We start from the raw sequence: 13,126 nt of genomic DNA, 5'->3' as shown, positions 1-13,126 counted from the left end.
AGCGACAACTTTTCTTGTCTTTCGATGTTGCAAATGTAATTCTTTTTTTAATTTTCACTACGCAAAAGTGTAATTCTTAGTTGTTTGCTTAAATTTAACATCAAAGTGTGATCATGTTGCTTTATAAATACAATATTCACATAATTTCTTTTGTTTCTTGATTTATATGGCAAAAATACGTCTTTTCCAAAGATCACCTATCACACTTTTGTGTAAATTTGCTCCTCTCTCTTTGTTTTTTACACTTTTGTGTAATTCTCTTGCGATATTCTGCATTAAAAATGTACTTTTGTAGAAAATAAAATAGAGGGACCTTATTAAGTTGAACATATATGACAGATATAAAAGAATTCTTTATAGCGTCAAATACTGTAAGCAATGCGCCAGATTATGATTCAAATGTACTGTCCACATTGATTCATACAGTAGAGTCCTTTGCACGTGTAACCTATCAGAGCATTTATTTGATAGACTATTATAAGCAGGAATTTCTTTATGTATCAGATAACCCTTTGTTTCTTTGTGGTCATACAGCAAAGGAGGTGAAGGAATTGGGATATAGTTTTTATTTGAAATATGTACCAGAGGAAGAACAAAAAATGCTTGTTGATTTGAACAGAAGTGGTTTTAAGTTCGGCTCTTCCGTTAAATGCGTAGATGCTTTTCGTACAGCTTTAACAGAAGACCCAAAATAATTCATCAAACAAAAACATGGGCAAGGCAGTCAACTGTCCATTCTATCATCACTCTCCTATGCAAAACAACCTTTTCATTTTAATACATTCAAAATACAGACAAGAGTTTGAAAAGTCATTACATAATTTCAGACATATCATCTGCAAATATAAAAAACAAATGCAAAAATGTAAGTTTATAACCAGCAGCCAATCAACTGGTTATCAAGTCATTCTTAAAAGGTGCTTAATTAGACTTCAAAAGGGCGTTAGTAACACGCTAAAAGAGCATCTATTGCACGGTAATCAGGCGTCTTTTAGAAGCCAGAAGAGTATGTGTCAGCTTTGAACTGAGTAAAAATATTTACAGACACCGATGTTATGGTAATAAATTGTATGTAAAGGCAGAAAGACATGCTAATGAACAGACACAGCATCAATTTGCCTTTTCTGCATCTTATCTTGTAGTTTATCTTCCGATGTAAGACCATATGATTTTGGACAGGCATACCTTGCAAGTGCATAAGCCTTTATTCTATTTCCAATCTACGCATTTAACGGAAGAACCTTAAGTTCTTTGATACTTTCGACAATGTTGATAAATACCAATGTTCCATGTCATATCATTTTCATCTGAAGAGTGGAACAAGGAGCAGACTGATCAACCACCAGCTAACTCCTATACTATTAACTGACGATGGCAAGATATGGATAGGTATGTGTGTTGTTTCTCTATCTTCACATAAAACAGTTGGGCATGTAGAGTTCCACAAAAAGGGTAATCCTAACTATTGGAAATATTCTTTCGAAAGCCATCGGTGAATGGAATGTGAAGGAGTTTCGCTAAAAGAAGAGGAACTCGAAGTGCTTAGATTGTCAGCAGCGGGACTAACAATGACAGAAGTAGCAGACAGAATGTGCCGCTCATTAGATTCTATTAAAACCTACAAACGCCACGCCTTTGACAAATTAGGCGTGGCGAATATCACCGAAGCTATTTCAAGAGCTATCTTAAACAAACTCTTCTGAAAATAATAATTTACGGCAAAAACGAAGATGCACATTCAATTAGTAAGTGCATATTGATACTCATTTGGCTTTGAAAAGACGCCTACCGATTAAATGGTTCTATGTTCTAACACAGAGTGTCGTTTAAAAGCATTACCCAGTAAAACCAATTTTGCTGTCACTACTGTCACCCTAATTCATTAGCTAACTTGCTATGTAACAGTAGGATTACATGAAATGTTAAATATGACAGCAAAATGAAATTAAAACTATTCGTGGAATAGTGTGTATAAATTCCACACGACCTAACATTTAGACGATAAACTAACGGCTTATATTATATACGAAAAGACCAAAAACAGTAAAATTCAACAAAAAGGTTGTAACATTACAACCTTTTCTCAAACATTTTTTATATTTTTGCGATGTATTTAAAATAAATATGTCTGTATGAAGTATCTAAATATAAAGAAGGCATTGGCTGCTTGGCGCGATATTCAGCCATTGTCAGAGAAGGATAGGGACAGGCTCAGCCGCCGCTTCACCGTGGACTTCAACTATAATAGCAACCACATTGAGGGCAACACACTGACTTATGGTCAGACCGAGATTCTTCTGCTATTCGGCAAGGTGATTGGCGAGGCTGACATAAGGGACGTGCACGAGATGACGGCAAGCAACGTGGGGCTGCAAATGATGACAGAAGAGGCTGCTGTCAAAGAAAAGCCTTTGACACAAAACTTCATCCGCACACTGCACAGAACACTGCTTCGTGAAAACTACACCGTTTACCGCAATCTGCCTGGTGGTGTGCAGACAAATTATGTGATACACGCAGGTCAGTATAAGACGCACCCCAATAGTGTGATAACAAGGTATGGCGACCGCTTTGAGTACGCTTCGCCCGAAGAAACGCCGGGGCTGATGTTTGACTTGGTGAATTGGTACAATGAAGCCGAGAAGAAAGGGGAACTTTCAGCTATCGAACTGGCGGCATTGTTCCACTATCGTTATATACGCATTCACCCCTTTGAGGATGGCAATGGACGTATCGCCCGTTTGATGATCAACTTCATTCTCACACGCCACAATTATCCGATGATTGTTGTGCGCAGCCGCAAGAAGAGCGAGTATCTGGAAGCGTTGCATCAGTCTGACCTTGAAGTCGGCCCTGTGCCGAGCGACGGAGCACACGCCAACATTGGCGATATTCGTCCATTCCTCAAATATTTCAATGAGCTTGTGGCAACAGAGGTTTATAATGATGTGCTCTTCATCAGCGAAAAGAATGAAAATATTTGGTGGTATGACGGCGAAAGAATTTCTTTCCGCTCGCCTAACTACACCAAAATATTGAACGCCATGCGCACACAGCCTACGTTGACTCTGAACGACATGAAAGAGGAAACAGGTATTAGTGTGTCAGCTATCCAAAAACTGTTGGATAAACTGCTTTCTAAAAAGTATGTGGAGCGCGGTGAGAAAGATGGAAGCTGGAGAGTCTTTCTTACCCAGTAAACACGCAAAAAGGTTGCATCACTACAACCTTTTCTCAAACATTTAGTCTGCTACTGGGTAGAACACTCCTTTGATTAACTGCGACATTCCGTTTTCTGTGAATGTCGCAGTTAGCTTTTCGCAGATGTAACTTTTGCCTCTTATTATCCCAAGTTAACCAGCAAAAATATTTTTCATAAACTTTCGGGATGCTTTGTGTAGTATCAACTTTATAAATGATTGATAACCAAGTATAGGGTATTGTAATATTGGTTAGTATAGGGATAAGTTGTTTGTAGAATACAGAGAGATATGGTAATGATAGGTATAATATGTGTTTGTCTTTCCTACATACTATGTCCCCTTTGTTAGACCATTGATCCAGGAAAGTCATACCATGTAAGCAATAAGCCTTTATTCAGTTTCCTATCTATGCATTTAACGGAAGAACCAAAGCATTTCCCAGTGAAAACAATTTTGCTATCACTACAGTCACCCTAATTCATTAGTTAACTTATTATGTAACAGTAGGATTACACGAAATGTTAAATGTGAAAGCAAAACGAAATTAAAATTATTCGTGTAATAGCGTGTATGATTTTCTACTTACTTTTAGTAGACTTTATCACGCTATTACACAAAGACGCCCTAAATAATCCCCATCAAACGGAGAACCGTTGGAGTAAGCAGGGCAGTGAAGATACCATTTAGCGTAATACCTAAACTTGCAAAAGCACCATACTTACTGCTATATGCCATGGCTGTTGATGCACCCACAGCATGAGAAGCTGCTCCCATAGATAGTCCTTGAGCAATAGGACTCTTCACATGGCCGATAGTCAATGCTTTGAAACCTACCAACGCACCAATAATACCAGTGATGACCACCACGGCTGCCGTAAGAGAAGGAATACCTCCAAGACTCTGTGTCACCTCCATAGCGATAGGTGTTGTGACAGATTTACTTGCCAAAGACAGTATGATGAACTTCGGAGCATGAAAGTATTGCGCAACCAAAACAACACTCACGATACCTACCAAGCAACCTACAAGCTGAGAGAGGACTATCGGGAGCCATAAACGCTTTATCGCATCAAGCTGAAGATAAAGCGGTACGCCTAAGGCAACAACGGCTGGTTTGAGCCAGAAGTCAATAAGTTGTGCATCTTGTTTATAAACCTCAAAAGGAACACCCGTTACCTTGAGGTAAATAATGAGAAGTATTATTGCTATCAGAATAGGATTGAGTAGCATCCAACCTGTACGCTGCTGCAGTCGTCTTACATAAAAGAAAGCAGCAAAAGTCAATGCGAGAATAACGTACTGATTGGAGAAGATGTCCTTACCATCCTGTATTAGGTCAATAGTTTGACCAATCGTATCATTCCATGAACCCATTATTCTTCCTCCTGATTATTTATACCATCCTGACCATGTAACGCCTTATCCATAACGATACGTTCGGACTCTTCAATGGCTTCTGCCTCCTCTGCCTCCTCCAAAGCCTTTTTCAGCTTCGCTGCATGAGAACGATGATGAAGCAAGTCAAGCGCCATCAGTCGACGTTCAAACTTAATGATGAGTTGGTGCATGTGTCCAGTGACAACCAATACTAAGACCGTACTGACAACTGTTGCCATCATTATCGAAAGCCAGTAATCCTTGATAACTTTGAGATAGAGTATTAAAGCCACCCCAGGCGGTACAAAGAAGAAACCGAGATTGGATATTAAAAGCTGTGAAAGGCGTTCTACCCAACCTAACTTTACCCATCCCAACTTCAAAAGAAGTGTAAGGATAAGCATACCAATAATACTGGACGGCAGTTTGATTCCTGTTGCCCAAACAATCACCTCTCCTAATGCTAAGCATCCGAAGATTACAAAGAATTGTATTGCCATGTATAAAAATTATTATTCAATACGACCACTTAAAATGATGAATTGAATAGTTATCGCTTTATAAGTGGGTGCAAAGTTATACTTTTTTTGAGTATCACGTATCGAAATTCCCTTTTTTTATACTTAAAAAGGAACTATTCTCTGATATTTATCAAATGGTTAACCCTCGTAATCGGAAAATTTTATGTAAGTTTGCAAATGATAATATGCTATATAACGTTCGTAATGACAGAGACAGACAATAATTTATACGATAAGAAACTACGCCTTACTATCAGATTTAGCAGAAATAGTATGGTTCTTGCCGTGGGCGACCCGCAGGAGAATGGTACACTCGTTTATGAGCCATACGACATGAATATGGGTATCTCTATTGCTGCTAATCTGCGTGAAGCATTCAAAGTTTCGGAATTACTGCAGAGTGGATACAAACGATTATTAGCAACCATTGACACCCCTGTCATGCTGATGCCTACAGACGACTTTGGTACACAGGACATTGAAACACTTTATCATCACACCTTCAAGAGGCAAGGTAATGAGGAAATTCTATCGAGTATCCTTCCTGATCTGAACGCTGTTGCTGTCTTTGCGATTAACAAAGACCTCAAACTTGTTATCGATGACCATTTCAATGATATCCGTTTACAACCGCTAATGCAGTCGGTATGGACCCATCTCTATCGTCGCTCTTACGCTGGACCACGCAGGAAGCTCTATGCTTACTTCCACGACAAGCGTATGGAGGTGTTTAGTTTCCAACAAAATAGGTTCCGTTTCAGCAATTCATACGAGGTCACAAACGAACATGATGCCTTGTATTTCCTTCTTTATATATGGAAGCTAACAGGAATGGATACCGAGAAAGACGAGCTATACCTTGTTGGTGACCTTCCTTATCAAGAGTGGCTCTTGAAGAAAGCTAAGGAACATCTAAAGTTCTGTAGAGTCCTTGACCAAGAGGTCTACTTCAATAATAGTCAACTGGCTAAGCGTACTGAGATACCCTATGACATGAAGACTATCTATCTGGAATAAAAGAAATAGAGAAAGATTAAGGTATCGAATAAGTTAAACCACTCACATCTTCGATAAAAGACTAATGTCTTAACTCCATTTCACTCCTTAACTCCATTTCACTCCATATAACTCCTTCATCTCCTTCATCTCCTAAAAATAGAAACTATGCGAATTATAACAGGAAAATATAAAGGCAGACATTTTGATATTCCACGTAGCTTTAAGGCACGTCCTACAACAGACTTTGCTAAAGAGAACGTCTTTAATGTTATCAATGCTTACGTGGATTGGGAAGAAGCAACGGCACTCGACCTCTTTGCCGGTACGGGTAGTATATCCTTAGAACTCTTATCACGTGGTTGCCGTGAGGTGATAAGCGTAGAGAAAGACCGTGACCATGCTCGCTTCATCAGTCAATGTATGGAGAAGCTCGGCACAGACGAGCATATATTAATTAAAGGAGATGTGTTCCGTTTCTTAAAGAGTTGCCATCAGAAGTTTGATCTAATCTTTGCTGACCCTCCATACGCATTGCCAGAGTTAGAGACTATTCCAGACCTCATCTTCCAATATGACCTATTAAAAGAAGATGGCCTACTTATCTTTGAACATGGTAAGAATAATGATTTCTCCGCTCATCCCCACTTCATAGAACACCGAAGCTATGGTAGCGTGAACTTTACTTTGTTTAGAGCTAAGCCTTAAATCTTCCATACATCAGAGCAAAGTTTTCAACGAACAAAAACTTGCCTCATGACACCAACCATGGTGCCAGGGGCAAGAAACGAAAATTAAATTACCGATGTATCGTCATTGATATCACATCAATGGATTCCCGCTGGAAACATAATTAAAACTAAATTAATCAATTCAGTATTATTAAAACCGAACTTTTTTCTTTTCAATAGGCTCTATTGGCCTTATTAGCCCTATTAGGCCCATTAGCCCAATATCCTTTCCTATCCTTGGCCAGCTACTGGGCCACTTCCTCCTCCGTTCTTTTTCTTGTCTTTCTCTGCTTCCTCCTTCTTCCTCACCGACTCGTAGGAGTTTACGGCAAGCTCACTCTTCAATTCTCTTCCGGGCGTAAAGACCACACGCGGCTTAATCGTCTCGGTCTTAAAGGCCTTTTCCGTTGCAGCCCCCTCGCTTGACAGTGTCAGGCGCATCGTGCCAAATTCTCCTAACTGCACGCTAAAGCCGTCACGGAGGTAATGAGGCAGACAATCCATAAAGTTCGCCAGCACGTTTTCGATGTCACCACGTGTCAGCGAAGAACGCCCCGCAATGTCATGCGCAATATCTCGCAAGGTCTTCTTACCCACGTTCACAGGACTTGCATAAAACTTTCCAGGACCTGTCTTGGTACCTGGTTTTCTTCTTTCAATCAATTTGATCTTCATTGTGCTTAAGATTTTATTAGTTATTACTTACTTCTGCTGCACTTTGCAGCAATATATTTTCAACAAGCTAAAAGAGCCAAAGGAAATTTCTAACCCGTTCCCCATAAATTTCTAACACGTTAGAAATTTCTTTCTAACACGTTCCCCGTAAATTTATAACCCGTTAGAAATTTTCTTCCAACAGGTTAGAAGTTTTTACGTGTTTTCTTCTTCTTTTTTTATTACATATAACGAATATCTCTCCCTTAAAACGCACTGAGGACAACAACGAAATGTACACTTATTAAGTGTCTCTCCCTTTACACGAAGAAGAGCACCCTTTATCACCTAATAAAAGAGTGTATGAAAGATAAACACGACAGCTGCCCGATTCATCACGTAGCCTAACCCCTTCACCATTGGGCGAAGCGAAAGACAGCGTACAAAAGAAATTGGCACATTATCTTTATTTTCACCAGCCACAGAAGTTCTCACGTTACCCATTCCCGATAAAGAAACAAAAGCGTCTTCCTCCTTCCTGCATTGAACACAACTTAGCAGCCTTTTCCTTACGCCCTCTATCAAGCGTCCCGCACAACAATGTCCCATCAAGCCAATATACGAGTTAAGTTGTGCACGGTGATGACAAAATCGCTCATAACTCAAGCACTTGGTTTCCATTTCATAAGCATAAGCATCAAGCGCATACCGCAAACCCCGCTTCAAACGCCGACCCGGTAACAAGACACTACCGTGTTCTCGCATACCCAAGAAATCAAACCCTTGGTCAGCCCGTTGCAGAAGGCGTTTTCGTGGATGCATTGTAAGCCCATAGTCCGTCTTCAAAATTCTTTCCATACGCCCCAACAATTGAGCAAGATAATGGCTATCAGGATGAACAATAATAATATCATCAACATATCTGCCATAATAACGCAGTCCTTCTTCACGCTTCATTCGATTGTCAAACGCAGAAAGATAAACATTGCTAAACAGCTGTGAGGTTAAGTTGCCTATTGGTAGTCCACATCCCTCCTCGCTATTAAAGAGACTCTTATTGGCTGGAAGCCCATTCCAAGCACTCCTATTCCCACGAAAAATACAGTTCTGCGTAGGATCGTTCAGTATCACCTTACGTAGCAAGTCTGTTGCCAGTGTATAGTCAATACGTTCTTCCCATGTCATTTTGCCTCTTCCACACCGACGATGCCTATACTTTTCCATTTCAGTGAGGATTGTGTCTAACAGACGCTGACGATTAATCGACATAAAGTAACCGCTGATATCTACTTTCAGAACATAAGCCGTCTGCGTAAAATTGCGAGTACACTGCCGAATATGCTTCCTTGTACGTTCTATTCCGTAGAGTGTCCCCTTTCCTTTTCGACAAGAGTAACTGTCTGCTACAAAACTACGTTCTAACATAGGCGAAAGCCAATTAAACAGGAGGTGATGAACCACACGATCACGAAAGTCAGCTGCAAATATCTCACGTTTCACAGGCTTGTCAACGACGAAGCAAATCGAACGTCCCACCTCGTAATGCCCTGTACTTATCTCACGTGCTAAGACTGAGAGGTTGCGTTCCAAGTTCAGTTCAAATCGCAACTGGCTTGCTGTCCCACGCTTATTCTTTCGTGCATCAAAGTAAGCACAGTACAGATCCTCCAACAATTCTTCTGCCTGCAATTTCCGTCCTGTCATCATTTCTATCTTATTCTTTTCTCATAAAAAAACTCTCTTCCCCCATAAAGGGTTAGGCTTCTACTGCCAGTTTTCGCGAGAACTACTGAAGCGCCTCCGCCCTGAACCCGTTGTTGCGGTTGTTGTTGTTCACGTTGACGTTACCACTGTTGAAGTTCAGGTTGTACGCGTTGTTACTGTTCCATGGGTTAGCACTTGACGACCAATAGTTGCCGTTGTTGCCAACGTTGTTCAGCTGACCAGAGTTGTAGTAACCCAAGGCGGGCAGCTGATAGAAGCGGCTGTTATGAATGAACTATCCTGCAAACTGACTAAACCGAGTGACAAGACAGACTGGAATAATTGACCTACGAATAAGACTTGTGAACATCTACAACACTGCTAAAACAGAGAAACAAACGAACACTTAAGCCCTACACAGGTAAGCCGCTTTAAACTGACAAACCACGCTTACTGCCGTGTCATTGCTCAAGGAGGCAATAAAGACCGACTGCAATTCTGGGCACATGAAGATAGCGAAGAAGAGAGCATAAACTTAATCTTTTTCTAACATTATTCTTACATCATCCTCTTTTGTGGTCTCCGTTCTCTCCCCCACTCTGTTTCTTCCACCAGCCCGTAAGCTGACGAGAGAGAATCTCCTCATGCTCGGCAAGATGAGAGAACGAACGAGAAGAAATAACATGAAGGTCACGCAACACACGAACATAAAGTTTCACCTCAAGCATGCGCTCACACGCATCACTAAGTATGTCTGCCTTTATCTCTGTACTGTTCGCCTTATAAATATCATAAAGTATCTTCATTAGTTGGCGGCGTAAGTCCTCGCCTATCGTATAACGATAATCACGAGGAAGATTGCCTATTACCTTAAAAAGATCGAGCAATAAGTTGTAGCCAGCCCGATAAACTGGAAGATTATCATAAAGCACCATGACTGAGACCTTTCTCTTTAAGTCGATTTACATTCCATGTGAACTTATCTCCTTCAACAAGGCAACAAAGCGCAGGCAGTCTATTGGCGTAGAGTTAGCAAGGTCGAAAGCTGATAAACGTTGCATGACGAGTGCAGTAGCATCATTTCCTGCTCGAGAATTAGCCTTTGAACTCTTGTTTGCGCTATCAGTATTCAGCTCCTCAACATCGTGTTCTGCTCTCCATACAGCAAAGTCGCTTAAGTCTGCATGAGACGCTTCTACCCACAAAGCCTGTGAGTGTTCACCTTCTTCTGCTGACTGTGCCACCTCATGGAGCACATCAGCAGGGAAAAGCTGGTGAAGCACAGAATCAGGGAAGCCTACCGAGCGCACAATGTCTCCCGTTGATTTCTGCTGCCGACACTTTACTTGATACTTCTTGCCTGTCTCACGAAGCAAAAGAAAAGCACTCCGCTCGTAAGCCTTCCAAAAAAGACCTTCACGATGAAGATAAATCCTTACCTCTTCTGATGCTTCTAATGCCAAGATTGAAGACAATTTCATTATGTTGTCGACTATTTTATTATTATGTATATTCTTAATTTTCTAAAATTTTGCATCGACCGCCTTACGGCGGTTCTTAAGGTGTCGCCTTTTAGAGGGCGACACCTATAAAGGGGCAATCGCGAGAACTACTGAAGCGCCCCCGCCCTGAACCCGTTGTTGCGGTTGAGGTTGCCCACGACGACGGTACCACTGAGGAAGTACAGGTAGTACGCGTAGTAACTGTCCCATGGGTAAGCACTTGACGACCAATAGTAGCCGTTGCTGCCAACGAAGTACAGCTGACCAGAGGTGTAGTAACCCAAGGCGGGCAGGTAGAAGTAATTACCTGCGTCGGCTGCAGATGGGACACCGGAGATGATGCTACTGTTATAGTTGTTGTAGTTCTTCCATGTTGTACGCATGTCGGTTGTATTATCGGCGGATGTCTCTGTGTCGTAATGATTCTCAGCCTGCAACACAGCCTTCTTCTTAAACCACATGCCACCTTTGTATAAGTGACCCATTGTAGTCCATAACTCATCACCGTCCCAACGTGGATCGCCGTACATGCAGTACCAAGACATCTCGTTTGCGTTTGGAAGGTCTTTACATGAACTGTGCGTTGCTGGGTTACTTACGCCATAACCTGGGTAATACTCGTTGTACCAACGAGACACATCGCTGTTACTCTGAGGGTAATTTGAGGAACTGTTTCCGTTTAGTGTTGGCTGACCTGTGTTTCCTGACAAGTGCTTTGTCCATTCGTAACCATACCAATATTGTTGTTGTGCATCCCACATGTAGTAATGGTCGCCGTCGTAATCGCGTACGTTGAGGTTAGCAGTCATGTCGTAGTAGGTATTGGAAGCATAAGCTGTAGCAGGAAGCGTCTTCGTGATAGTACCCTCTACGTTGGTTGCTACGTCTTTTACCCAATAACGTACTTTTAAAATATGAGTTCCTGGCTTAATCACCATGTAAGCTCCGTTAGTACTTACGCTGGCTGAACTGTTGCTTAGTGGGAAGCCGTTGCTATAACTGCCGCTGCCGCTTGTAGTCAAGACGATTTGTTTGCTGCCTGTACCTGCTGAAGCGTCCAAAGCACCTGTTGTTGTATTGATGCTGTATGTTTCAGCAATATCGTTGTCAGAAGTTACCTCCACCTTGGTTAAGTAACAGTTACGGAGAATAGTGTTACTTGTGTAAGGCTGGAAGACAAGGTAAGCTGGCTGATGCTCTAACTGGAAGCTAAAGATGCTACCACCTACTGCTCCTGTTGCCGTAGCGGTACCATAGTCACCTGCTGTGCCGAAATGCTCGGTGTTGTCTGGGGCGGTTTGCGTTTGGTTAGCAGAGATCGTTACTTGGCTGCCGTTACTGTTCTTTCCCAAGTAATAAACCTTATAACTTGCACTTGCGCCAAACTTACCAGGAACTCTATAGCGGAAGGATGCCACCTTCTGAGTTGGAGCGTTCGTACTCTTTCTCATTATGCCATCGTCGTCTTTAACGTAGATATAATCGCCTGCCTCCCAAGAGAAATCGCTACTGTTATAATCCAAAGACGTACGGGTTTTTGCCTCGTCGCCTGCTACGAAAGTTGTTAGGTTCTTGTCGTTATCATCATTTGGGTTTGTCGGGTTCTGTGCTACATCCTCATTAGCGCAGGATGCGAAAGTCAAGGCGATGCCGAACACGACAGCCAAAGACTTTAGTTGCGATGCGAATGAATATTGTTTCATTGTTTTCTTCATCATTTATTCGTTTTACTTTGTTCTTTTAGTTAATAACTCTCTCTTAGTCTTCCCATGATACTGGAGCTTCGTTCTCAAAGTCTTCCTCATCCCATTGACTTGCCTTAGCAGCAGCTGGACCAGTAGCATGGTTCGCTTTTTTGTGCTGACCAGGCATGGATGCGTCCATCAGATTAGTGGTTTCGTTTACGTGAACTATTTCACACTTTGGTGCAGAATAGTTCTCATTTTGTTTCATTTTCTCCATTGTTTTATTGATTAAAAATAGTTATTATTTCGTGCTTAATTTCTTCTTATTTCGTTTACGTAGGGACACAAAAAGCGAACAAAGGAAACTCCGAAAAGTCCTTTGTTTACAGGGGTTGCACGGCACGCCTCGCGCGCGTATGCGTGAAGAAAAAAGTGGGGAGGTTAGGCCTGGCCTATATGAGAGAGAGAGAGAGAGAGAGAGAGAGAGAGAGAGAGTACAAAATTATTTGGAACTACCAAATAATTTGCTGTATTTTTTCTGTCTTTCTTTGTTAAAGAATCTAATGCAGTACAAAGCCTGTCTGCGCCTTTATTTCCTAATAAAGTGCAAACATTTGCTGAATTAATATTCTTTATGACTCTCATCGTTATTACGAGTTAATTTTATTTTAACTGGCCGCAAAGGTAGTGAGAATATATGAAACAAACAAGAAATTAGCAAAAAAATATAAAAACATTTATCTCACCTTACTC

Annotated in this window: 13 protein-coding genes and 1 pseudogene; 5 read left to right on the top strand and 9 right to left on the bottom strand. The window is 41.3% G+C overall.

The genetic code is table 11. From position 1 onward, the window contains the following. The first annotated feature begins 332 nt into the window (after window positions 1-332). The 3 genes and pseudogenes from AXF23_RS12255 (at window position 333) to AXF23_RS12240 (ending at window position 3,200) form a co-directional block, all read left to right on the top strand. On the top strand, window positions 333-695 hold the full coding sequence (locus tag AXF23_RS12255) for a hypothetical protein (RefSeq protein WP_107625494.1): 363 nt from the start codon (window positions 333-335) through the stop codon (window positions 693-695). Window positions 696-1,244: 549 nt separating this feature from the next. Continuing rightward, window positions 1,245-1,703, top strand: a pseudogene (locus AXF23_RS12245) (response regulator transcription factor); the annotation flags it as partial. 429 nt (window positions 1,704-2,132) lie between these two features. Continuing rightward, window positions 2,133-3,200 (top strand): Fic family protein, encoded by a 1,068-nt coding sequence (locus AXF23_RS12240; RefSeq protein ID WP_107625492.1) that lies wholly within the window; start codon window positions 2,133-2,135, stop codon window positions 3,198-3,200. Between the two features lie 627 nt (window positions 3,201-3,827). Here the strand turns inward: AXF23_RS12240 and AXF23_RS12235 are convergent. Next, the gene (locus tag AXF23_RS12235; RefSeq protein WP_107625491.1) at window positions 3,828-4,577 is read right to left on the bottom strand and encodes an LrgB family protein; all 750 of its coding nucleotides are present in this window, start codon (window positions 4,575-4,577) and stop codon (window positions 3,828-3,830) included. Further along, the gene (locus AXF23_RS12230) at window positions 4,577-5,080 is read right to left on the bottom strand and encodes a CidA/LrgA family protein (protein ID WP_107625490.1); all 504 of its coding nucleotides are present in this window, start codon (window positions 5,078-5,080) and stop codon (window positions 4,577-4,579) included. The genes AXF23_RS12235 and AXF23_RS12230 overlap by 1 nt, the downstream gene beginning before the upstream one ends. Before the next feature lie 225 nt (window positions 5,081-5,305). Here AXF23_RS12230 and AXF23_RS12225 point away from each other — a divergent pair, with 225 nt between their 5' ends. Beyond that, on the top strand, window positions 5,306-6,118 hold the full coding sequence (locus AXF23_RS12225) for a DUF3822 family protein (RefSeq protein WP_199222193.1): 813 nt from the start codon (window positions 5,306-5,308) through the stop codon (window positions 6,116-6,118). Between the two features lie 147 nt (window positions 6,119-6,265). Next, window positions 6,266-6,805, top strand: a complete 540-nt coding sequence (gene rsmD / locus AXF23_RS12220; RefSeq protein WP_107625488.1) for a 16S rRNA (guanine(966)-N(2))-methyltransferase RsmD — start codon at window positions 6,266-6,268, stop codon at window positions 6,803-6,805. A 254-nt stretch (window positions 6,806-7,059) separates the two neighbouring features. On the opposite strand, the gene AXF23_RS12215 is transcribed toward rsmD, so the two are convergent. From AXF23_RS12215 to AXF23_RS12190, 7 genes are all read right to left on the bottom strand, one after another. Further along, window positions 7,060-7,503: an HU family DNA-binding protein gene (locus tag AXF23_RS12215; protein WP_107625487.1), complete on the bottom strand. Its 444-nt coding sequence runs from the start codon at window positions 7,501-7,503 to the stop codon at window positions 7,060-7,062. Window positions 7,504-7,830: 327 nt separating this feature from the next. Beyond that, on the bottom strand, window positions 7,831-9,189 hold the full coding sequence (locus AXF23_RS12210; protein WP_107625486.1) for an RNA-directed DNA polymerase: 1,359 nt from the start codon (window positions 9,187-9,189) through the stop codon (window positions 7,831-7,833). Between the two features lie 79 nt (window positions 9,190-9,268). Continuing rightward, a complete protein-coding gene (locus AXF23_RS15985; RefSeq protein WP_158267695.1) occupies window positions 9,269-9,445 on the bottom strand; it encodes a hypothetical protein in 177 nt (58 codons plus the stop codon). A 304-nt stretch (window positions 9,446-9,749) separates the two neighbouring features. Next, window positions 9,750-10,121: a four helix bundle protein gene (locus tag AXF23_RS12205; RefSeq protein ID WP_107625485.1), complete on the bottom strand. Its 372-nt coding sequence runs from the start codon at window positions 10,119-10,121 to the stop codon at window positions 9,750-9,752. Between the two features lie 27 nt (window positions 10,122-10,148). Then, a complete protein-coding gene (locus AXF23_RS12200; protein WP_107625484.1) occupies window positions 10,149-10,667 on the bottom strand; it encodes a hypothetical protein in 519 nt (172 codons plus the stop codon). 128 nt (window positions 10,668-10,795) lie between these two features. Next, entirely contained in the window at window positions 10,796-12,403 is a 1,608-nt protein-coding gene (locus tag AXF23_RS12195) for an Lcl C-terminal domain-containing protein (RefSeq protein WP_107625889.1), read from the bottom strand. A gap of 43 nt (window positions 12,404-12,446) precedes the next feature. Then, on the bottom strand, window positions 12,447-12,650 hold the full coding sequence (locus tag AXF23_RS12190) for a hypothetical protein (protein ID WP_107625483.1): 204 nt from the start codon (window positions 12,648-12,650) through the stop codon (window positions 12,447-12,449). Window positions 12,651-13,126 lie beyond the last annotated feature (476 nt).

Origin of the sequence: Prevotella sp. oral taxon 313 (genome assembly GCF_003043935.1) — a bacterium.
GTDB classification, from domain to species: domain Bacteria; phylum Bacteroidota; class Bacteroidia; order Bacteroidales; family Bacteroidaceae; genus Prevotella; species Prevotella jejuni.
This window is presented reverse-complemented; position numbering and strand designations above follow the sequence as displayed.

Coding starts and splice junctions, on each gene's coding strand:
- rsmD (WP_107625488.1), top strand. CDS start 6,266: ATGCGAATTATAACAGGAAAATATAAAGGCAGACATTTTGATATTCCA.
- AXF23_RS12205 (WP_107625485.1), bottom strand. CDS start 10,121: ATGGTGCTTTATGATAATCTTCCAGTTTATCGGGCTGGCTACAACTTA.
- AXF23_RS12195 (WP_107625889.1), bottom strand. CDS start 12,403: ATGAAGAAAACAATGAAACAATATTCATTCGCATCGCAACTAAAGTCT.
- AXF23_RS12225 (WP_199222193.1), top strand. CDS start 5,306: ATGACAGAGACAGACAATAATTTATACGATAAGAAACTACGCCTTACT.
- AXF23_RS12255 (WP_107625494.1), top strand. CDS start 333: ATGACAGATATAAAAGAATTCTTTATAGCGTCAAATACTGTAAGCAAT.
- AXF23_RS12210 (WP_107625486.1), bottom strand. CDS start 9,189: ATGATGACAGGACGGAAATTGCAGGCAGAAGAATTGTTGGAGGATCTG.
- AXF23_RS12215 (WP_107625487.1), bottom strand. CDS start 7,503: ATGAAGATCAAATTGATTGAAAGAAGAAAACCAGGTACCAAGACAGGT.
- AXF23_RS12230 (WP_107625490.1), bottom strand. CDS start 5,080: ATGGCAATACAATTCTTTGTAATCTTCGGATGCTTAGCATTAGGAGAG.
- AXF23_RS12235 (WP_107625491.1), bottom strand. CDS start 4,577: ATGGGTTCATGGAATGATACGATTGGTCAAACTATTGACCTAATACAG.
- AXF23_RS12240 (WP_107625492.1), top strand. CDS start 2,133: ATGAAGTATCTAAATATAAAGAAGGCATTGGCTGCTTGGCGCGATATT.
- AXF23_RS12200 (WP_107625484.1), bottom strand. CDS start 10,667: ATGAAATTGTCTTCAATCTTGGCATTAGAAGCATCAGAAGAGGTAAGG.
- AXF23_RS12190 (WP_107625483.1), bottom strand. CDS start 12,650: ATGGAGAAAATGAAACAAAATGAGAACTATTCTGCACCAAAGTGTGAA.